The 20,386-nt window shown below is 61.9% G+C and carries 21 protein-coding genes and 2 tRNA genes; 8 read left to right on the top strand and 15 right to left on the bottom strand.

Annotated features, from left to right (window positions below; translation table 11 throughout):
- The first annotated feature begins 30 nt into the window (after window positions 1-30).
- The 3 genes from P1M51_RS06015 to P1M51_RS06005 are packed head-to-tail and all read left to right on the top strand — an operon-like array spanning window position 31 to window position 4,457.
- The gene (locus P1M51_RS06015) at window positions 31-1,686 is read left to right on the top strand and encodes a type II/IV secretion system ATPase subunit (RefSeq protein ID WP_276274882.1); all 1,656 of its coding nucleotides are present in this window, start codon (window positions 31-33) and stop codon (window positions 1,684-1,686) included.
- Window positions 1,683-3,773, top strand: coding sequence for a type II secretion system F family protein (locus P1M51_RS06010; protein ID WP_276247276.1), 2,091 nt, complete (start codon window positions 1,683-1,685; stop codon window positions 3,771-3,773). Before P1M51_RS06015 ends, P1M51_RS06010 begins: the two co-directional genes overlap by 4 nt.
- Window positions 3,774-3,812: 39 nt before the next feature.
- Window positions 3,813-4,457: a class I SAM-dependent methyltransferase gene (locus P1M51_RS06005; RefSeq protein WP_276274881.1), complete on the top strand. Its 645-nt coding sequence runs from the start codon at window positions 3,813-3,815 to the stop codon at window positions 4,455-4,457.
- On the opposite strand, the gene P1M51_RS06000 is transcribed toward P1M51_RS06005, so the two are convergent.
- A complete protein-coding gene (locus P1M51_RS06000; RefSeq protein WP_276274880.1) occupies window positions 4,444-4,845 on the bottom strand; it encodes a universal stress protein in 402 nt (133 codons plus the stop codon). The genes P1M51_RS06005 and P1M51_RS06000 overlap by 14 nt on opposite strands.
- A gap of 205 nt (window positions 4,846-5,050) precedes the next feature.
- Between P1M51_RS06000 and P1M51_RS05995 the strand changes: the two genes are divergently transcribed.
- Together P1M51_RS05995 and P1M51_RS05990 are read left to right on the top strand one after the other, a co-directional pair.
- A tRNA-Gly gene (locus tag P1M51_RS05995) sits at window positions 5,051-5,121 on the top strand.
- 377 nt (window positions 5,122-5,498) lie between these two features.
- On the top strand, window positions 5,499-6,269 hold the full coding sequence (locus tag P1M51_RS05990; RefSeq protein ID WP_276247273.1) for a PHP domain-containing protein: 771 nt from the start codon (window positions 5,499-5,501) through the stop codon (window positions 6,267-6,269).
- Here the strand turns inward: P1M51_RS05990 and P1M51_RS05985 are convergent.
- From P1M51_RS05985 to P1M51_RS05955, 7 genes are all read right to left on the bottom strand, one after another.
- The gene (locus P1M51_RS05985; protein WP_276247272.1) at window positions 6,266-6,646 is read right to left on the bottom strand and encodes a hypothetical protein; all 381 of its coding nucleotides are present in this window, start codon (window positions 6,644-6,646) and stop codon (window positions 6,266-6,268) included. The two genes, P1M51_RS05990 and P1M51_RS05985, sit on opposite strands and share 4 nt — an antisense overlap.
- Window positions 6,647-6,707: 61 nt before the next feature.
- Complete coding sequence (locus P1M51_RS05980; RefSeq protein ID WP_276247271.1) at window positions 6,708-7,352, bottom strand: cyclase family protein; 645 nt, start codon at window positions 7,350-7,352, stop codon at window positions 6,708-6,710.
- Window positions 7,349-8,527, bottom strand: a complete 1,179-nt coding sequence (gene thrC / locus P1M51_RS05975; RefSeq protein WP_276274879.1) for a threonine synthase — start codon at window positions 8,525-8,527, stop codon at window positions 7,349-7,351. The genes P1M51_RS05980 and thrC overlap by 4 nt, the downstream gene beginning before the upstream one ends.
- Window positions 8,528-8,566: 39 nt before the next feature.
- Window positions 8,567-9,331 (bottom strand): ABC transporter permease, encoded by a 765-nt coding sequence (locus P1M51_RS05970; protein ID WP_276247269.1) that lies wholly within the window; start codon window positions 9,329-9,331, stop codon window positions 8,567-8,569.
- A gap of 2 nt (window positions 9,332-9,333) precedes the next feature.
- Entirely contained in the window at window positions 9,334-10,299 is a 966-nt protein-coding gene (locus P1M51_RS05965) for an ABC transporter ATP-binding protein (RefSeq protein ID WP_276274878.1), read from the bottom strand.
- A 60-nt stretch (window positions 10,300-10,359) separates the two neighbouring features.
- Window positions 10,360-11,178, bottom strand: a complete 819-nt coding sequence (locus tag P1M51_RS05960) for an HD domain-containing protein (RefSeq protein ID WP_276247267.1) — start codon at window positions 11,176-11,178, stop codon at window positions 10,360-10,362.
- 50 nt (window positions 11,179-11,228) lie between these two features.
- Entirely contained in the window at window positions 11,229-11,702 is a 474-nt protein-coding gene (locus tag P1M51_RS05955) for a redoxin domain-containing protein (RefSeq protein WP_276247266.1), read from the bottom strand.
- Between the two features lie 144 nt (window positions 11,703-11,846).
- On the opposite strand from P1M51_RS05955, the gene P1M51_RS05950 reads away from it, so the two are divergent.
- Both P1M51_RS05950 and P1M51_RS05945 read left to right on the top strand, forming a co-directional pair.
- Entirely contained in the window at window positions 11,847-12,191 is a 345-nt protein-coding gene (locus P1M51_RS05950) for a twin-arginine translocase TatA/TatE family subunit (protein ID WP_369685088.1), read from the top strand.
- Window positions 12,192-12,253: 62 nt separating this feature from the next.
- Window positions 12,254-12,326 (top strand) — tRNA-Arg (locus tag P1M51_RS05945).
- A 112-nt stretch (window positions 12,327-12,438) separates the two neighbouring features.
- On the opposite strand, the gene P1M51_RS05940 is transcribed toward P1M51_RS05945, so the two are convergent.
- Window positions 12,439-12,939 carry a cupin domain-containing protein gene (locus P1M51_RS05940; RefSeq protein ID WP_276247265.1) on the bottom strand — a complete coding sequence of 167 codons (501 nt, stop codon included), beginning with the start codon at window positions 12,937-12,939 and terminating at the stop codon, window positions 12,439-12,441.
- Between the two features lie 110 nt (window positions 12,940-13,049).
- Here P1M51_RS05940 and P1M51_RS05935 point away from each other — a divergent pair, with 110 nt between their 5' ends.
- Window positions 13,050-14,519: an HTTM domain-containing protein gene (locus P1M51_RS05935; RefSeq protein WP_276274877.1), complete on the top strand. Its 1,470-nt coding sequence runs from the start codon at window positions 13,050-13,052 to the stop codon at window positions 14,517-14,519.
- A 24-nt stretch (window positions 14,520-14,543) separates the two neighbouring features.
- On the opposite strand, the gene P1M51_RS05930 is transcribed toward P1M51_RS05935, so the two are convergent.
- From P1M51_RS05930 to P1M51_RS05905, 6 genes are all read right to left on the bottom strand, one after another.
- Complete coding sequence (locus P1M51_RS05930) at window positions 14,544-15,254, bottom strand: ABC transporter ATP-binding protein (RefSeq protein ID WP_276247263.1); 711 nt, start codon at window positions 15,252-15,254, stop codon at window positions 14,544-14,546.
- Window positions 15,251-16,054: an ABC transporter ATP-binding protein gene (locus tag P1M51_RS05925; RefSeq protein WP_276274876.1), complete on the bottom strand. Its 804-nt coding sequence runs from the start codon at window positions 16,052-16,054 to the stop codon at window positions 15,251-15,253. Before P1M51_RS05925 ends, P1M51_RS05930 begins: the two co-directional genes overlap by 4 nt.
- Window positions 16,051-17,109, bottom strand: a complete 1,059-nt coding sequence (locus P1M51_RS05920; protein WP_369685119.1) for a branched-chain amino acid ABC transporter permease — start codon at window positions 17,107-17,109, stop codon at window positions 16,051-16,053. Before P1M51_RS05920 ends, P1M51_RS05925 begins: the two co-directional genes overlap by 4 nt.
- Window positions 17,110-17,126: 17 nt before the next feature.
- The gene (locus tag P1M51_RS05915; RefSeq protein WP_276247260.1) at window positions 17,127-18,059 is read right to left on the bottom strand and encodes a branched-chain amino acid ABC transporter permease; all 933 of its coding nucleotides are present in this window, start codon (window positions 18,057-18,059) and stop codon (window positions 17,127-17,129) included.
- Between the two features lie 37 nt (window positions 18,060-18,096).
- A complete protein-coding gene (locus P1M51_RS05910) occupies window positions 18,097-19,419 on the bottom strand; it encodes an ABC transporter substrate-binding protein (protein WP_276247259.1) in 1,323 nt (440 codons plus the stop codon).
- A 177-nt stretch (window positions 19,420-19,596) separates the two neighbouring features.
- Window positions 19,597-20,313, bottom strand: a complete 717-nt coding sequence (locus P1M51_RS05905; RefSeq protein ID WP_276247258.1) for a helix-turn-helix domain-containing protein — start codon at window positions 20,311-20,313, stop codon at window positions 19,597-19,599.
- Window positions 20,314-20,386 lie beyond the last annotated feature (73 nt).

Raw genomic sequence — 20,386 nt, 5'->3', positions numbered from 1 at the left:
CCGCCCGTGCGGGGCGTCAGTGGGGATTTCATGGCAGGACAACGACCGACAGACACGGACACACACGACGCCTACGAACCCGAATCGAGTGCCCTGAGCCAGTTTCAAAACTGGCTGTCACGCGCTTCGAAGATGCTTTCCGGGTCGTCGCTCGAACTCGAAAACTACGACCCGAACGAGGATGGCCCGCTCGTCACCTACGACGGCCTGGATGGCTGGGAAGAAATCGACCGCTACTGGGTGAACGCTCCGTTCGCGTTCGTCACGATTCTGTTCAACCCGGCGGCGAACGACCACCGCTATCACGTCGTCGAACCCGACCTCTCGTCAGTCGAAGCGCGCCTGCTCGAAACGCTCGTCGACGACATCCGTGACCCGCTGCTGTACCGGAAGACCGGCGAACACTCGCCCGAAGACGTGCTGAAAGACGAACTGCGAAAACGCTTGGAGGAGTACGGCGTCTCCGTCGAGATGGCGACGTTCTACCGCCTCTTTTACTACCTCTATCGCTCGTTTCTGGGCTACGGAAAGCTCGACCCGGTCATGCACGACCCCCACGTAGAGGACATCTCGTGTGACGGGTACGACATCCCGCTGTTCATTTACCACGACCAACAGGACAACATCGAGACGAGCATCAGCTTCCAGCGCGACGAACTCGACAACTTCGTTATCCAACTCGCCCAGCGCTCGGGCCAGCACATCTCTATCGGGTCGCCGGTGGTGGGTACCACGCTCCCCGACGGCAGTCGTGCCGAACTCGTCATTGGCCAGGAGGTGACGCCGCGCGGTTCTGCGTTCACGATTCGGCGCTACGCCGAAGACCCGCTCACGCCCATCGACCTCATCAACTACGGGACGTTCACGCTCCGCCAGATGGCCTATCTGTGGCTCGGTATCGAGAGCGGCAAATCGCTCATCTTCGCTGGCGGGACGGCCTCCGGGAAGACCACCTCGATGAACGCCGTCTCGATGTTCATCCCGCCGCGAGCGAAGGTGCTCACCATCGAGGACACTCACGAACTCGCGCTGTACCACGAAAACTGGCTCTCCTCGGTCACCCGCGACCGACTGGACGCGGGAGCCGACATCACGATGTTCGACCTGTTGCGCTCTGCGTTGCGCCACCGCCCCGAGTACATCATCGTCGGCGAGGTGCGCGGCGAGGAGGCGATGACGCTGTTTCAGGCGATGAACACCGGCCACACCACCTACTCGACGATGCACGCAGACAGCGTCCAGACGGTCATCAACCGTCTCGAAAACGAACCCATCAACGTCCCCCGGCAGATGGTCCAGTCGCTCGACATACTCTGTATCCAGTCGCTCGTCAGAATCGACGGCGAGCGCTCGAGACGTAACCGGACCATCGCAGAGATAGAGGGAATTAACCAGCGAACCGGCGAACTCGACTACTCGACGGCGTACACCTGGAATCCGAGCACCGACACCGTCACCGAGGGGACGAGCACTGTGCTCGACGAGATACGCGACGAGCGCGGGTGGTCACAGGCGCAGTTGCTCTCGGAGCTCAGGAATCGGCGGCGCTTCCTCGAACACCTGCGCGAACAGGGGGTGTCCGACTACCGGCAGTTCACCGCGGAGGTCAACGAGTACTACGCCGACAAGGCAGCGGTTCTGGCGAGAATCGACGCCGAGAAGGCACCCGCCCCCTCGGCAGAATGATGCTCAAGACTCTGCTCTCCGTCGCGCCGCTGGTCGGCAGCGTCGCCCTCCTCGCGATGCTCGTGGCGACGCCCTACAGTAACTGGCTCGACCGCTTGTTCACGCGGCTCGCGCTCGCTACCTTCGGGAACTACGTCCAGAACGTCGGCAATCGGCTGGCACGACGCCGAACCCTCCAGCGGGCGCAAATCGACATCCCCTACCGGGTGTTCGCTTCGAAGACGCTGCTCTACAGTGGCACTATCGCCGTCGTGTCTGCGATTCTCGGGATTTACGTCGCCGTTTTCGTGCTCTTCGTCATCTCCGTGTCGAGTGGCCTCATCGTCGAACAGGTCCCTGCACTGGGGATGCTCAGCCGTATTCCCGGCGTGCAGATTCCCGAGATTCGGCGGTTCGTCGTCCTGTTCGCCCTCAGCGCCACCGCCGCGCTTCTCGGTGGATTCGTCACCTACCGCCTTCGCTGGGGTGTTCCCGCCGCCCACGCGGACGGCCGCGAGCGCAGAATCGACGAGAGCATCGCTCGGACCGTCGCGTTCATGTACGCCCTCTCTCGGGGTGGGATGGCGTTTCCGAAGATTCTGCGCGCGCTCAGAGACAACAGTTCGGTGTACGGCGAATCGGCGGAGGAGCTGGCCGTCGCGACCCGCGACATGGACCTGCTTGGCGCGGACATTCTCACTGCGATTCAGCGGGTGTCTCGCCGGACGCCGAGCACGGAGTTGAAGACGTTTCTGGAGAACGTTTCGAGCGTCCTGCAGAGCGGTCAGCACGTTCCCGACTTCCTCCGTGAAGAGTACGAACGGCGAAAGCAGGAAGCGGAGTCGCGACAGTCGTCGTTCCTCGAACTGCTCGCCGCGTTCGCGGAGGGGTACGTGTCGGTGCTGGTCGTCGGACCGCTGTTCCTAATTACCGTGTTGCTCATCATCGGTCTCGTGAGTGGCGGCACGCTGCTCGCTTTGCAGGTGGTCGTCTACGTCCTCGTCCCACTGGCGACGATAGCGTTCATCCTCTACCTCGACCGGTTTACCACCGCCACGGGCGGTCCACGCATCTCCCACGATTCGACCACCCAGCCGCTCGCCGTCACCGGCGTTCGAACGACCCGCTCACCCGACGCGGCCCGGCCACTGACCGACGGTGGCTACGCGCACTCGCCGCGCGACCGAGAACTCCTCGCGCAACTCGAACTGTACGAACGGTTCCGGACCGTCGCCCGGACCCTCGAACGTCCGGTACAGACCGTGTTCGAGCGGCCGTTCGTCCTCCTCTACGCGACGATGCCGCTCGCAGCGCTCTGGGTGATGATTATTATCTGGCCCGCAGTGCTCGGCGGCACGGTGGCCGTAGCCGGCCTCGACGACGTGTTGATACAGGGCGTATTGTTCGTAATCGCGACGTTTGCAATCGTCTGGGAGGTTCACGCCCGTCGGCGGGCCGCCATCGAGAACGCCATCCCCGAACTGTTCGAACGCCTCGCCAGCCTCAACGAGGCGGGCATCTCGGTCGTCGGTGGGATCGAAAAAATCCGCCAGAACGACCTTGGTGCGCTTGACACAGAGATGACGCGCATCTGGCACGACATCAACTACGGCGCGGACGTGGAGACGGCCCTCCATCGCTTCGAATACCGGGTGCGCGCACCGAGCGTGACCAGAGCGGTGACGCTCATCTCGAACGCCATTCGCGCGAGCGGTGACATCGCGCCCGTGCTCAGAATCGCCGCGGACGAGGCGCGGTCGATTCAGCAGTTAGAAGAAAAACGCGAACAGGAGATGATGGTTTACCTCATCATCACGTACATCTCGTTTCTCGTCTTCCTCACCATCGTCTACGTGATGGTGAGCGTGTTCATCCCGAGCATCCCGTCGGGCGACCTCGTCAACTCGGTGGGACTGGCCGGTCAGGCCGCCGGCATCACCGACGCAGAGAAACTGCAGTACGAGATGATTTTCTTCCACGCTGCGCTGTTACAGGGGTTCTTCTCGGGACTCGTCGCTGGCCAAATGAGCGAGGGGACGGTCAGGGCCGGTGCGAAACACGCCACCATCATGCTGCTCATCGCCTACGGGATGTTTCTCGTCCTCTGAGAAGGCAACACGGAAGGCTGTCCAGAAGTTGGTTTGCTCATGGACCGGTCACGCAAGGCGGTCAAAGACACCTACGACCGCATCGCGGCCCATTTCTCGAAAACTCGCGAGTACGCCTGGCCGGAGGTGGCGTCGTTTCTCGACGCCCAGCCACCCGCCGAGACGGCCCTCGACATCGGCTGTGGAAACGGCCGACACACGGAACTGCTCGCGGAGAAGGCGACGCGAGCCATCGGTCTCGACGCGAGTATCGGCCTGCTCGGCGAGGCGCGAGCACGGGCCACAGACCGCGGGTTCGACGCCGCGTTCGTCGCCGGCGACGCCGCCAGCCTCCCGTTCGCCGCAAATAGCATTGACCTCGCACTCTACGTTGCGACCCTGCACCACCTCCCAGAACGCTCGCTGCGCCGGGCGAGTCTCGACGAACTCGCTCGCGTCCTCGAACCGGAGGCCCGGGCGCTCGTGAGCGTCTGGTCGACTGCCCACGACGCCTTCGACCACGACGGCCCGGAAGGCTTCGATACCCTGGTCGATTGGACGCTGCCCGGTGGCGAGACTGTCCCGCGATTCTACCACATCTACGCGCCGGCCGAATTCGATGCCGACTTCGCGGCGAGCGACCTTCGCGTAGTGTCGAACGAACTCTCTAGTGGCAACTGCTACACAGTCGTCACGCCGGAATGACCGTCACCGGGATTTCCGCCCCTTTGACGACGGTCTCTGACGTGCTGCCGAGAATTATCTTCTCTAACATACCGGTTTCGCCGTGCCGCCCGACGACAATCTGGTCTGCGCCGCGCTCGGTCGCGAGTTCGACGATTCGCTGCCCCACGCGAACAGAGGCCTTCGGCGTATCGAGTCCGAGATTGGTGACGACCTCCGGTTCAGTATCGATCCCGGCGTCGGCGAGCATCTCGCGTGCCTTCGCGACGAGCGCCTCGGTCGCGTCGGTCTTGAAATCCGTGACGTGGACCACGTCGAGTTCGACCCCGCCCATCTCGTAGAAGTCCAGTGCGTACGAAAGCGCGGTGAAACTGCACTCGGAACTGTCGATGGCGACCAGGATTCGCATACCTCAGTAGACGATTGCCACGTACAAAACGTTCGTGCGAAAAAAGAAACACCCTTAACGGGGCACGGTTTAGACCTATCTGCGACACACGATTACCGCGTCCGACCTGGGCGGGTCGGACACGGCGTGGATCATATCGTTCGCGTACTCGGGCTTTGGCTCGACTACGCGCTTTCGTGTCGTGTGAGCGCCAAAACCGTAACACGCGGGGTTGGTCTAGTGGTATGACTAAAGCCTTCCAAGCTTTCGACGCGGGTTCAATTCCCGCACCCCGCACTTCACAATTCTTCGTGAGCGTGTCGTATGCAGCGGTACGTTCCTCTGGCCCTCTGTGCGGTGAGTAGCGACCTCTCGCGTACTCGCAGGTGCGTTGGATGAATGCGAGTGAAAAACGCGGACACGGTGGCACCTCTGATCAGATGCCCGGGAACCCGTCTGGGATGCAGCCTGGGCTCCATCCGTGGGACGGACGTGTGCGTGCCCGCCATCCTCCACTCGCACCTGGGTACGAGGAGACGAGACAGTTACCTATTTTGATAGGTAGGATATTCGCCGGTTTCTGAATCGCGTCGGTGACACGGGGCTATCACTCGTGCACTGCGGGCGGGCGGCCACACAGTTATCCCGAATGACTCACTACACTGCACTAACGAATGCTCCACGACTACCACGTCCACTCGAACTACTCGGACGGGCGATTCCTCTTCCAGATGCTGCAATCCGCAGAGCAGGCTGGGCTGAAGGGCGTCGGTTTCGCAGACCACTGCAACGTCTCAGATCGCGAGCGAATGCAGGACCTGAAACACCTCCTTGGATTCAATCTCGACCAGACGTACGACCGCCGACTGCGGGCGATACGGAGCCTCTCTCGCCAGTTCGATATCGAGATTTACAACGCAGTCGAGATGGACTACGACCCGGACGACCACGGCGCGATTCGAAATTTCTTCAATCAGACTGACTTCGACTACACCATCGGGAGCGTCCACCACTTGGAAGAAGTGAACGTCCACATCGAGAGTTACTTCGCGAAGAAGTCGGAGGCAGAACGCCGCAAACTCGTGGACGAATACTTCGAGAAACTCGTCTCCCTCGCCCAGTCAGAACTGTTCGACATCGCGGCGCACGTGGACCTGCTCGAACGCAATCCCGCCTTCCGTGACCTGGCGACCGACGACCACTACCACGCCGCCGCCCGAGCGTTCAAGCGGTCGCGGACGGTTCCGGAAATCAACGCCGGGCGCGTGCTCACTGATTACGGAAAGTTCCACCCTGTCCCGCGATTCCTCGACGTGCTTCTGGAACATGAGGTTCGGTTCACCGTCGGGTCGGACTCACACCGTCCCGAAGAAATCGCTCCTCGAGTCAAGAAACTGCGCGAGTTCTTCGAAGAACAGGAACTGGACCCGCTGTACGTCGTTTAAGCCTCGCCGAGGACTTTTCGAATCGCCGTCGCGACGTTGTCGAACGCCTGAATCGTCAGGCCGTCCGTCGTGGCGAACACACCCTCGCGGTCGGTAGTCACTCGGAGCAAGAAGCCGTTTTCGAAGGTGCGGATGGTGTACTTGTAGTCGCCGAGTTCAGACCCGCGATAGGCCTCCCGTGTCGTCTTGAAACTGCGCCACTCGTTGCCGATAAAGCCCGTGAGGTCTGCGTCCTGTTCTAAATCGTCGCGGAGGTAGAGCTGGTCGAAGTCGTCGCGCGTGAAGTAGGTAACCGACCGGAGACTGTCGCCCATTGCGGTTCGGCACGTCGTGACGATGGTCTCGGCCGTGTCGGAAGCGAGGAGTGCGTTTTCCATTGGCTGTACCATCATGATTTACCCACATAAACGCGGTGGTCGCCGTCGTCCTTTGCCGCCGTCAGGCGAATCGGGCGATGGCCCGAACCGGAGCCCCATCTGCTCCAGCGATGGCGAGCGGGAAGGCCTCCAGGACGAATCGGTCGGGAACGCGGTCCACCCCGCGGAGGTTCTCGATGATGAGGCAGTCGTTACTGAGCAGCGCGTGGTGAGCAGGGCTGTCGGTCGGTTCCCTCGGTCGTGCGTTGTCGCTCGGCGTCGGGTCCGGACCGAAGGCGTCGAGGGCGACGTGGATGCCCCGCTCTGCACACCACTTCGCGACGCCGACGTCGAGGTAGGGGTGGTCGAGGTAGGCGTCGGTTCCCCAGTGGGTGTCCCACCCGGTTTGAAACACGAGGAGGTCGCCGTCTACGGTCTCCGGCAAGTCCTCCAGCCGAATCCGCTCACGGGCACCACGGTGGCGACAATCGACCCGCTCTGCTTCGAAGATGAAGGTCGTAATCGGAAATTCGTCGAGGGACTTCCCGTCCGCCTCGGTGTGACTCGGCGCGTCGATGTGGGTTCCCGAGTGCGTGCCAAGTGACAGGCCGGTCACGCGGTAGCCGTCGAGTTCGTACACGTCGTGGTCGCGAATCGAGACCAACGGGTCGCCCGGGTACACGGACATTTCGTCTTCGAGCGGGTAGGTGAGGTCGATAATCGTCATAAGTGGGCACCGAGGGCCGACTCGAAATACTCGTGGAGGCCGGAGAGCGGGACGATGGGCGAGTCAGCGAAGTCACGGCTCAATTCCTTGAATCCGGTTCCCGTGAGGATGAGCGCGACGGATTCGTCTTCGTCTAGTTCACCGGCCGCGGTGAGGTCGTGCAAACCCGCGAGCGCGACGGCGGAGGAGGGTTCGACGCACAACCCTGCCAGCTCGGCAAACCGACGGGTCGCCTCCGAAATCGCATCCTCACTCACCGAGAGGACCGCCCCGTCGGTCTCTGCGGCGGCCGCAAGGACGCGGTTTCCGCTCGGTGGGTTCGCGTTCGCGATGGAGTAGGCGGCCGTGGATTTTGGCTCGATTCGCTCGACGTCGTGCCCCGCCTCGTACGCCTGTGCAATCGGGTCGCAGTTGGCCGCCTGCACGAAGTAGAGGCGGGGGACCGACTCGATGAGACCCGCCGTTTCGAGTTCGCGGAGGGCCTTCCAGACGCCGCTCGCCTGGCCGCCGCTGCTCACCGGGAGACAGATAGCGTCCGGGACGCCGTCGAATCGCTCGACGATTTCGAGGGCGACAGTCTTCTGACCGGCCACTCGAAGCGGGACGTCAGAGTTGACGAATTCGATGCTGAACTCCCGGCCGATGTCGAGGCTGTCGTAGTAGAGTTGCCCGTAGTCCCCATCGACGCGAACGATGGTTGGCCGGTACTGGCCGATGGCGGCGAGTCGCTTCTCGGAGATGTCCTTGGGAACGAGTACAACGCACTCGAGGCCGCAGGCCGCGGCGTGGGCCGCCGTGCTCATCGCCATGTTCCCATGCGAGACGGTCCCGATGTGGCGACCCCCACGTTCTGCGACGGCGGCCACGGCGACGGCGCTGCCGCGGTCTTTGAACGTCCCGGTTGGGTTGGCCGTCTCGTCTTTCACCCAGACGCGACACCCGGCGTATTCGTCGAGTCGGTCCAGCCGAAGGAGGGGCGTGCCGCCGGCCGCCCAGCCAAGCCCGTTCGCCGGGTCCACAGGGAGGAGGTCAGCGTAGCGCCAGACCCTGCGCGTGTCGCCCATCGGCCACGCGAACGCGGTGGCGTCTACGTCGAACCAGACGGGTTCGCCACAGTCACAGCGGACGCGCGAGGCGTCGTACACACTGTCGCAGGCGTAACAGCGAGTGTTCATTAGAAACTAGTACGCGAACCACCCGCATAGGGGTTCGCCTCAGTCGGCGATACCGTACCCGCGTTTGAACAATAGATAATCGATTGTGAGGACGACCGCGGTTGCGGCGGACAGAATGGCGAGCGAGAGGTTTGGGTCGACTTCTGTGACACCGATCATCCCGTATCTGACACCGTTGACCATGTAGACCATCGGGTTGAACAGCGAAACCGTCCGCCAGAGTGGGGGAAGGACGTCGAGCGAGTAGAACACCGCACCGAAGAACACGAGCGGGCGCAGAATGAACTGGTTGAGGACGGTCAAATAGTCGAAATCCGTCGCCCAGAGTCCGCCCATGATGCCGAGGCCGCCGAACAGCGCGGTGATGACGAGCAGGAAACTGACCAGATAGAACGGATGCGACAGGCTGACCGACGTAAAGACGAGGCCGACACCGACGATGAGAAGCGCGGTGAGAATGCCTCTGATTGCGCTTGCCGTCACGTAGGAGGCGACGATATCTCGATTCGACATCGGGGAGGTGATTACCTCGTCGATGTACTCGTTCCACCGGCCGTGGAAGATGGAGAACGAGGCGTTCTCGAACGCGTCTGAGATTGCGCCAAGCACGACCAGCCCCGGCAAGACGAACTGGATGTAGCTCACGCCGGCAATCGACCCAATTCGGCTACCGAGAATCACCCCGAACACCGCGAAATAGAGGGAATTCGTAATTATCGGGGGCAGGAACGTGTTGTACGGGCGTCTGACGTAGCGAAGTATCTCTCGTTGAATCAGCGATTTGAGTTGGACGTAGCTACTCATCGTTACTGTCCCTCCTGTGGGGCAACTCGTGGTTTGTCCCCGTTGGTCGATTCGCTCCCGTTCGTGAGCGAGACGAACACCTCTTCGAGCGACGTCCGAGAGATGTCGAGGTCGACGACTTCGTGGCCGGCGTCGTCGAGCGCGAGCAGGATTTCGGGCGCAACGCGCCCGGCACGCTGGGCGCGAATCACGAGTTTGCCCGCCTTCAACTCTGCCGATTGGACCGCGTCGATACGGAGGTCAGGGACCGTCTCCGGTGTGTCGCGAAGCGTAATCGTGATGTTGTCCACGCCCTCGTCCATCAGGTCCTCCGGACTCGCGACGGTCACCTTCTGCCCCTCGTTCATGATGGCGACCCGGTCACAGAGACGTTCTGCTTCCTCGATGTAGTGAGTGGTGAGCAGAATCGTCGTCCCCTCCTCGTTCATCTCGGTAATGATGTTCCAGAGGTCGCGACGGAGTTGCACGTCCACGCCTGCTGTGGGTTCGTCCAGAATGAGGAGGTCCGGTTCCGTGACGATGGCCCGGGCGAGCAGGAGGCGGCGTTTCATCCCGCCGGAGAGCCAGTCGAAGCGGGTGTCGCGCTTGTCGTAGATGCCGACTTTCTTGAGCGCCGCATCCGCGCGTCGAGAGGCTTCCTCTTTCCCGATACCGTGATAGCCGGCTTTGTGCATCAGCACTTCCTTGATGGGGAAAAAGCGGTCTACGTTAAACTCCTGGGGCGCAACGCCTATCGCGTCGCGTGCTTGCTGGTAGTCTGTCTCCACGTCGTAGCCGAACACACTGGCATCGCCGCCGGATTTACGCACGAGACCGGTGAGAATCGAGATGAACGTCGTCTTGCCAGCCCCGTTCGGGCCGAGGAGGCCGAAGAACTCCCCCTCCTCGACGGCGAGGTCGAGGCCCTGCAACGCCTCCACGTCGCCGTAGGACTTTCTGAGATCCGTCGTTTCTATCGCGAGAACCATCTACCAGCAGGAAACGGTCGGGCGCGGATAAACGGTACTACTTGCGACAGAACTGCCGGTTCAAAGTTCGATGCGCTCTACGATCTGGTCGCCGTCGATGTGGGTGTTGAGCGCGACGATGCGGACGAAGTCTTCGAGGCCCGAACCACGGAGTTTCGCCTTGAGCAGATTGTCTACCTGGTAGACACCGGCGGCGTTTGTCATCTCGATTTCGACGGTGACGGGGGCCTCCTCGCCCTCCTGGAGCGTTACCTTCCGAATCGCCTGACTGGAGACTGTGTTGATGCCGCGCCCGCCACTCTCGTACGGGATGCGCGAACGGCCGTGTTCCATGTCGAGGGCGTCCGCGACGCGGATGACGCCTGCTTCGAGCGAAAGGGGGTCTTCGACAGTGTGGTGACAGAGAATCGCGTGAAGCACTTCTGCCTTCACTTGCACGCACTCGGCGATGGTGTCGTAGAACTCGGGCAGCACGCGGTCGAGAACGTCAGAGGCGAGCGGAATCGAGTAGTAGACGTGGTCGTCGCGGTGGACGATGTGGCCGATGTCGTGGAGGGTGGCCGCGAACGCGATGATGACGGCCTCGTCTTCTTCTTCTAAGCCCTGGTCGCGTGCGCCGTTGAACGGGATACCCCCACGTTTCAAGAGGTCGTAGAGGGTGAGTGCGCGGTCGCGGACGATTTCGATGTGTTTTGCCCCGTGGTCGTTGTACCGCTTTCGCGCCACGGGGTTCACGTTCTGGGCTTCGAGGAGTGCCTGAATCTCCTCGTCTCGTTCGATAAAATCGAGAACCCGGTTCAGTTTTTCGTCAGGAAAGGCGTGGTCGGCGCTGGGGTCGTAAGAAAGGCTCTCGCTATCGACATCTGAAACGTCACTCATACCTACGTGAATGCGGCGCAGCGAGAAAAAAACCTCGGGCCCGTATCGACTTACGCCTCTGCTGCGGCGTCCGCGACTTCGGCGTAGTCGGGTTCGACGCCGGGGTCGTCGCTGACCCACGAGTAGGTGACATCGCCGTCGCCGTCGACGACGAACACGGAGCGCTTTGCGACGCCGTAGACGCCGAGGTCCGCGAAGTCCATCTCGACGTCGAAGGCGTCGATGACCTCTTTGTTGAAATCGGAGATGAGGCCGAAGTTGAGGTCATTCTGGGCGCGGAACTCGTTGAGCGTGAACGGCGAGTCGCGGCTGACGCCGTACACTTCTGCGCCGACCTCTTCGAAGTCGCTCAGGTTGTCGCGGAACGTGCACATCTCGTCCGTGCAAACGCTCGTGAACGCGCCTGGGAAGAACGCGAGGACGATGGGCGCATCGTCGAGGCGCTCGCCGAGGTCGAACTGCTCGATATCGCCGTTTGCTACCGGTGCGCTGAAGTCTGGTGCGTCGTCGCCAGTGTTGACCATTGCGTCTGTGGCTTACGGAGACACCCAAAAGACGTTTGCGCTATCGGCTAACGGACCCGCCATCCCCGAGTCTTCCGGTTTTGAGAGGGTCTTATCGGTTGAGCAAAAAGCCTATATTAAACAGTAGGCAAGCATGGGGTAGAGATGCTCGATACAATCACTCCGCTGTTCCCGGGAATCCCGGGCGGGCCGGAACTGCTCGTCATCCTGTTCATCGCCATCCTCCTGTTTGGCGCAAACAAGATTCCAAAACTCGCCCGTTCGACCGGGCAAGCGATGGGTGAGTTCCAGAAAGGCCGCGAAGAAGTCGAAGGCGAACTCGAAGAGATGCGCAAGAAGAGCAAAGAAGGCGCAACGAAGTCCGAGACGGACACCACCGACGCCGACGCCGACAAGGCAGAGGCGACGGCCGCGGCCGAGGAGTCCGAATCGGAACCCAAAATCGGTGCCGACGACGAAGACGACGTCGAAACCGAGAAAGAGAAGTAAAGAGTAACCGTTTTTCTCTCGCGCCCTCCACCTGTACGTAGACACGTCGGTGTCTCCCGTGAGGGCGTGTGGCCTAGTGGATAGGGCGAGGGGTTCCTAACCTCTCGATCGCGGGTTCAAATCCCGTCACGCCCGCTCATTTCATTCGCGGGCGCGACGGCGTTCGCAAACGCGAAGCGTTTGCTCACTCCCGTCACGCCCATCATCTTCAAAAACTATCGTTCTCAGAATCGTCCGCGCTCGTGGACTAGTCAGACCGTTCAATCGTGAACGTCATGTCACACTCCTTGCAATCCATCTTGAAACCACCCTTCTCGGTCAGGTCGAGGCCGTGGGGTGTCTCTTCTTCGCAGTCTCGGCAGTAGGTGATGGACTCGATTTCGTCCCAGTCGTGGGTCGCGCCGGGTGCGCCGAAGGCGAAGCCGACGACCGGTTCGTCCTCGCCGTTGAGTCCCTGCTGGAACTCACCGGGGGCAAAGCGAATGGCCTCGCCCGCGTCCACGGTGACGGTGTCGCGCTCGCCATCGATTTTCGTCTCGAACGTCGCGGTTCCGGACTGGACGTAGAACACCTCCTCTTGGTCGTAGTGGGTGTGCAGGCCGCCGGAGAACGACTCGCCGGTTTCGAGTTCGAAGTAGTTCATCGCGAACTCCTCGGTCCCGAGGGCGCGGGAGACGGGGCGACGGATGCTGTGGACGTTCATCGGGTTGGTGACGACGTTGACCTCGTCGATGGCGACTTTCTTCATGCGCGTTCGTACCGGGTAGAAACGTAAAAGCGTGTGCCAGCGTTCGGCTGTTGCCGTCACCGAAAACTATCTACACAAGACATTTATCATTGACATGATTGCGGTGATGTGTGACTCCCCCATTCTTCCGCGCTTCACGCCGTTCTGTCGGGTGGCGACGCCTCGCCGAGCACGTCGGCATCGACGTGCGCGCGCTCGCCGCCCTCCGCATCTCGCTCGGGGTACTCTTGCTCGCCGATTTGAGCCTGCGCTCCCGGCATCTCGTTGCCTTCTACACCGACGCCGGCGTCCTCCCGCGCAGCGCCCTCCAGACGATGTATCCGCGTCTCTCGCACCTCTCGCTGCACGCTCTCTCCGGAAGCGCCTGGATGCAGGGCGTCCTGTTTTTTGTGGCCGGAGTGGCCGCGCTCGCGTTGCTCGTCGGGTATCGAACCCGAGTGGCGACGCTCTGTTTGTTGCTCCTGCTCGTCTCGCTGCACATTCGCAATCCACTCGTCTTGAGTGCGGGCGACGTACTCCTGCGCCGACTGCTGTTCTGGAGCCTGTTCCTCCCGCTCGGTGCGCGGTGGTCGGTCGATTCTCGCGAACTCACCGCGCCGCAGGCGAGTCGGGTCGTCTCAATGGCTACCGTTGGTCTGCTGGTCCAGACCATCGTCGTCTATTCGGTGAACGCGGTTCTGAAACTCCGCGGGGACGCATGGACCGCGGGCACGGCGATTCAGTCCGTGTTTCAGGTCGATTATCTCACGGTTTTCCTCGGCGACGAACTCGCACAGTTTCCCACTCTGCTCTCGGTTCTCGGCACGCTCTGGCTCGTATTGGTCATTTGTGCGCCGCTGCTCGTTGTGCTCCGCGGGCGGGCCAGAACCGCCCTCGCACTGTTGTTCGTCGGCATGCACGTTGGAATGGCCCTGACGCTCAGAATCGGCCTGTTCCCGCTCGTCTCGATTGCGAGTCTGTTGGTGTTCTTTCCCGCTGGCGTCTGGAACCAGGTCGAACGGACGACAGCGACGATGGTGTCGCGCAGTCGCGGGAGCCGCTCCGACCTCTCAAGCCACGACGAACCGGAAACCACGGCCCACCCACTGCGAACTCGGGCCGTGACGATTCTCGCGACACTGGTCATCGTCGTGATGTTGCTGGTAAACGCAACGGCGTTAGGCGTCGTCGCCATCCCGACAGAGCGCGGCGAAGCCGTCGCACCGGATTCGACCCCATGGCGGATGTTCGCGCCCACACCACCGAACGAAGATAGCTGGTTCGTCGCTCCCGGGAGACTCGAATCCGGTGGACAAGTGGACGCCTTTCAGGAGGGGGCAGTTTCGTGGACTCGACCCGTGGAGGTCTCGGGCGCGTACCCGAGCGCGCGTTGGCGAAAGTACCTCGAACACGTAGAGAACCGCGAGGTCAGCGACCCCGGAAATCTGGCGACGTATCTCTGCCATCGCTGGAACGCGAACCACGACACGACGCTGCAAACTGTGTCGGTCGTCCAGTTAGAACACTCGGCGCAGGCAGACAGCGAGAAGCCTCGTTCGCGGACGGTCGTCGCGAATCAGTCTTGCGTACCGCAGTCGTGACTAAAAAATGAGACCTGTGCCGTGCTATCCGCCGAGGTACAGCCGAGACACTTCCGGATTGTCGAGCAGCGCGTCTGCCTCGTCGGTGTAGGCCACCGCCCCCTGGTCCAGCACGTAGCCCCTGTCCGAGATGGCGAGGCCTTCGCGGGCGTTCTGTTCGACCATGAGAATGGCCGTCCCGAGGTCGTTCACCTTCTGAACGTCCCTGAACACGTCCTGGACGATGTTGGGCGCGAGACCCGCAGACGGTTCGTCGATGAGCAGGACGTGGGGTTCCATCACCAGCGCCCGGGCGAACGCGAGCACCTGTCGCTGTCCGCCCGAGAGGGTCCGGGCTTTGGCCTCCCGCTTCTCGTCGAGGACGGGGAATCGGTCGTAGAGTTCCGCGATGATCTCGTCCAAGCCGCCGTCACGGGCGACGCCGCCCATGCGGAGGTTCTCCTCGATGGTCATCGACCCGAACACGTTGTCCACCTGCGGGACGTAGCCGACGCCCTCACGGACGAGGTCCTCCGGCGGCGTCCCCGTAATGTCCTCGCCGTCTAAGTGGATGGCCCCCTCCCACGGTTCGAGCAGACCAAATACCGTCTTGAGGACGGTGGACTTCCCGGCCCCGTTCGGTCCGATGATGCAGACGATTTCGTCCTGTTCTAAGTAGAGCGAGAGGTCGTCGAGAACCTGCGCCTCGCCGTATCCCGAATCGACGGAGTCGACGGTGAGCGCGCGGTCGCTCATTCGGCACCTCCGAGGTACGCGTCGATGACGCGCTGGTCGTTTCTGACTTCCTCCGGCGTCCCCTCCATGAGAACGCGGCCCTGGTCTAAGACGATAATCGGGTCTGCGAGGTCCATGATGAACGGCATATCGTGTTCGATGATGAGGAAGGTCTGTCCCTCCTCATTCAGTTCCCTGATGAACCGCTTGATATCGTTTGCGAGCGTCGGATTGACGCCAGCGACCGGTTCGTCCAGCAGGAGGATGTCCGGCTCAGTCATAATGGCCCGAGCGAGTTCCACCAGCTTGAGCTGTCCACCAGAGAGGTCGGTCGATGGCTGGTCGATGAGGTGGTCGATTTCGAACCGTTCGAGCAGTCGCTCGGCCTCTTCGATGTTCGCCCGCTCCTGCTTCTTGACCGTCCCCGGTCGTAGGAACAGCGGGATGATGGACTCGCCCACCTGTGGGCCTGGCCCTACCAGCATCGCCTCTCGAACGGTCATGCCTTCGAGGCGGCGTGGCGTCTGGAACGTCCGGATGAGGCCAGTACGAGCCGTCTCGTGTGGCTCTGCGTCCGTGACTTCCTCGTTGTTAACCCAGACGCGGCCTGCGTCGAGGTCGTAGAATCCGGAGATGAGGTTGAACAGCGTGGACTTGCCCGCGCCGTTCGGGCCAATCATCCCCGTAATCGAACCGCGCTCGACTTGGATGGTGACGTCGTTGGTCGCGGTCAGGCCCCCGAACGATTTTTTGAGCCCTTCCGTCCGGAGTACCGGGTCCTGCTTGTCGAGATTCGCACCTTCGTAAATCATCTCGGTCATTGTTTCTCACCTCTGTCCCGCGCAGCCGGCCAGATGAGTTCCGAACGCGGGGGCAAGATGCCCTGCGAGCGGAAGCGGATGATGCCGATGATGAGTAGCCCAACGATGAGCAGGCGAACGGCACCGACGTTCACATCGAGCGAGAGGAAGTCGATGAAGAAACTCGGGAGTACCCGAATCGCCACGATGGTCAGGCCACCGAGTATCGCGCCTCGATTGCTCCCCGTTCCGCCGAGAATGACGGCGACCCACACGTAGAACGTGTTGATGGGTTCGAGCGTCTCCGGCAGCACGAAGCGGAACTGGTAGGCGTAGAAGAATCCAGCGACTGCCATCAGGATGCTCCCGAGGACGAACGCCTGCATCTTCAGCCAGTAGGTGTCCTTACCGAGCGCCTTTGCGAGGTCCTCGTCCGAGCGAATCGTCCGAAGAACGCGCCCCCACGGCGAGAGGTGCACCCGTCGGAGGAGCAAGTAGACGGCGAACACTACAATCGCCACCAGCAGCAGGTCGACGAGTCCCCGGTACGGGAACGCCGGTGCGTCTGGAGCGAACAGCGCGTCGAGCGTCGTGGCCAGTTCGGGCAGGAGGGCTGGAATGCTTACACCCTGCGTTCCTGCTGTAAGCCACCGCTCGTTGCTCACGACTTCTCGGATAATCTCTGCGAACCCGATACTCGCAATCGCGAGGTAGTCAGCACGCAGGCGGAGCGTCGGAATCCCGATGATGAGCGCGGTCAGCGCGCTCACGACGATGGCCCCGAGGAGCGCCACCCCCGGGCCGAATTCGAAGCCGAGTGGCGACCCGGGAGCCGAGAGTAGCGCGACGGAGTACATTCCGATGCCCCAAAACGCGGCGACGCTGAAGTTGATGAGGCCCGCGTAGCCCCATTGGACGTTGAGACCGAGTGCGAGGAGAATCCACATTCCCGCTACCGCGAGCGTCGGGAGCACGAAGCTCAACTCGAAGATGAGAAGCGCAGCACCCATCGCGAGGAGGACGCCGATAATCACGCCAATCTCTGTTCGGTCAAAGCGCGCCGATACGGCGTCCATCGGAGACGAATCGTCGCTCATACGGCCTCCCCCATGATGCCCTGCGGACGGACGAGTAGGATGATAATCATCAGCGCGAACGCGACGGCAGGTGCGTACTCGACTGGCACGAACGGAACCAGAATCGTCATCTCGTGGGCCATCCCGATGACGAGCCCGCCAAGCATCGCGCCGTAGACGGAGCCAATGCCGCCGAGGATGACCGCGGCGAAGACGACCAAGAGCAGGTCGAAGCCCATGCGTGGGCGGACGAGGGTGTCGATACCGAGGAAGATCCCGCCCGCAGCGGCGAGTGCGCCACCGATAATCCACATCGCGAGAACGACCTCACGGGTGCGGATGCCGCTCACGCGAGCGAGATTCGGATTGTCCGCGGTCGCTCGCATCTTCCGGCCGAGGGTCGTGTACTGCAACAGCGCGTGGAGGCCGGCGACGAGCAGTATCGTGAACACGAGGATGATGACGTCGCGTTGCGTGAGTGCGACGCCGCCGATTCCTTGCGTCAACTCGAGGAGCCAGTCGATGGGGCCCTGCGAGGAAAAGTCGTACCGCTCCTGGTCGGCACCGAAGCCCAGTTGGATGATTGCCCGGTAGGCGAGTGCAATCCCGATACTCGTGATGAGCAACTCGATAGAGCCGGCATCGCTGAGCGGCCGGTAGATGAGGCGTTCGGTGATGAGCGCAACGGCGGCGGCGACTGCCATGCCAATGACCAGACCGCCGTAGAGCGAGAGTGGCAACTCGAAGAAGACGATGCTCTCGCCGGGGAGCACTTTGGCGAGTTCCGTCGCGCCGACGAGTGCGCCGAACGCGCCGACCGTCATCAGGTCGCCGTGGGCGAAGTTCGCGAAGTCGGCGATGGAGTAGATGAGCGAGAGGCCAATCGCTCCGAGGATGATGATGCAACTGAAGACGAGGCCATCAGCGAGCACCTGGGCGACGTTAGCCATTGCTCACACCTCCACGCTGAAAGAATACGGGCATAGATTAGCCCGTGATGAAGTCGCCGAACTCGTACTCGTGGTCCGTGACCCGGTAAATCTGGTAGAAGCCAGGTGGGTCACCGTTCTCGTCTAAGTCGACTGGGCCACTGACGCCTTCGTAGTTGATGTCGGCGGCGGAGCTGCCGTCTGCGAGCGCCTGTTTCGCCTCCTCGAAGGAGTACACCTTCGTGCCTTCTGGACGCGTGACGTCGCGGACGACTTCGGAGATTGCCGCCCCCGAGAAGTCGTCTGCAGCCTCGATGGCGATTGCGGCGACGGTCACTGCGTCGTAGGCGTAGGCGGCCCAGACGGTCGGTGAGGTGTCGAACTCTGCCTCGAAGTCGCTCTTGAACTGCTTGTAGCTCTCCTGGTCGCTCGGTGCGCTCTCGGTGATGCCGGTCATGCCGTTCTGGCTACCCGGTTCCGTGTTTTCGATGATGGAGTCGGCGATGGTACTCTCCGCACCGTAGTAGTCCACTTGCTCGTGGTAGCCCTGGTCGTACGCCTCGTTGACCATGTTGGTGTACTCGTTCGCGTAGGTGATGAACAGCCACGCGCTGGCGTCAGTGTCGGCCATCTCGGTGAGCACGCCGCGGTAGGATGCCTGCCCCTGGTCGTGCGGCGAGTTGTAGGAAACGGTGCCCGCGAACTCGGCTTCGAACACCTCAGAGAGTCCCGTCCCGTAGTCGTTGTTAATCCACGTGACTGCCACGTTGTCGTGGTCGCGGCCGATGAGTTCGGCGAGCGCCTTGCCCTTCGCTGCACCGCTCGGACTCATCCGCAGGAGGTCCGGCTTGTCGGTGAGTTTCGGACTCGTGGAGTTCTGACTGATGTGGACCACGTCCGTCCCCGAGATGACGGAATCGTGCATGGCGATGGAGACGCCCGACCCGACAGAGCCGATGAGCAACGGGACGCCGTCCTGATTGACGAGTTTGCGCGCGGCGTTGACCCCCGGCGCACTTTTGCTCTCGTCGTCCTCGACGGTAATTTCGAGTTTCGCACCGTTCTCGCCGATACCCGCCGCGTTTACGGCGTCGAGCGCGAGCGTCCGTCCGCGTTCGTTGCGCTCGCCGTAGGGTGCGAGCGACCCGGTGATGGAGTCGACCATCCCGATAGTCAGCGTGTCGCTGCCGCCGGTTCCGCTACCGCCGCCGTCGTTACCGCCGTCGTTGCCGCCACCGTCTCCGCCATTACCACCGTCGCCGCCGTCGTCGCCCGATTCGAGGCAACCTGCTGTCGCCGCGATGAGTGCGAGGCCACCGGCCCCCGATACTTTCAGAAGATCTCTGCGAGTGAGCGGTTCACGCCCGTCATTTGGTATCATGTGAACTGTTCTCTGCTTACTACTACCATTGGTTATATCTATCACCGCCCATGGTCGGTACTCGGTAAAGTTCCCGTCTCGGTGGCACCAATTATCTTCCCGCCCGAACCGAATTTACCCAGTACTTGTTCGAAAGTAAACCAAAATAGCAGGGCGCGCGTCCGAACTGACGCCCGTTTAGGGGTCTAAGAGTTTCGCCTCGGCCTTGCGCAAGTGTTCGAGGAGCGTCGTCTTCGAGACGTCGAGTTCGGCGGCGAGTTCACGGGTCGAAACGCCCCGTGGCCACTGGTAGTAACCGCGTTTGCGCGCGAGGTCGAACACCTCTCGTTGGCTCGACGTGAGCGTCTCGACGCGACGCTTGCGTTCTGGTTCTGCCGGCGGCGAGGCGGAGATGCGCGAGACGGTGACCTCGGCTCCCGCTTCGTCGCGGACGCCATCGAGCTGGGACTCGATTTCGCTCCGTTCACCGGCGAAGACGACCTGCCAGTATTCGCGGCCGTCCTCGATGCGAACCGGGGCACTGTGGACGAACCCGTACTTGAGGAGCGTGGGGCACACCATATCCTGCGGGTTGTACTCCACGAAGAACTCGCGGGCGACGTTTCCGGGGACGCTGGTCGAACTCTGTTTCCCGAATCGCTCCTGCAATTCGTGAACCTGCCCGGCGTGCGGTGACTCCTTGATGGTTTCGAGTAAGGCTTCGACCTGCGCCGTACTCTCGCCGTAGGCGGTGAACAGCCCGTTTATCTCGGTGTCCGTGGTTTTTGGCGAACTGTACACCGCGTGCCCAAGGACGCCGCCACCGGTCTTTTCCGTCGATTCGATTGCCCAGCAGTCGGGGTGCCAGAGGGTGAGCGTCAGCCGCGTGCCCGTGTGCTGTCTGGTCTGGCTCATTATCGGTGTCTAGGGGAGTATCCACTTGTACCCTTCCATGGGCGGGTTGGGTTATACCGTAATCTTCGATAGA

Origin of the sequence: Haladaptatus sp. QDMS2, assembly GCF_029338295.1 — an archaeon.
Taxonomy (GTDB): Archaea; Halobacteriota; Halobacteria; order Halobacteriales; family Halococcaceae; genus QDMS2.
Note: the sequence above shows the minus strand (reverse complement) of the source record. Positions and strands in the feature narration are given on the sequence as shown.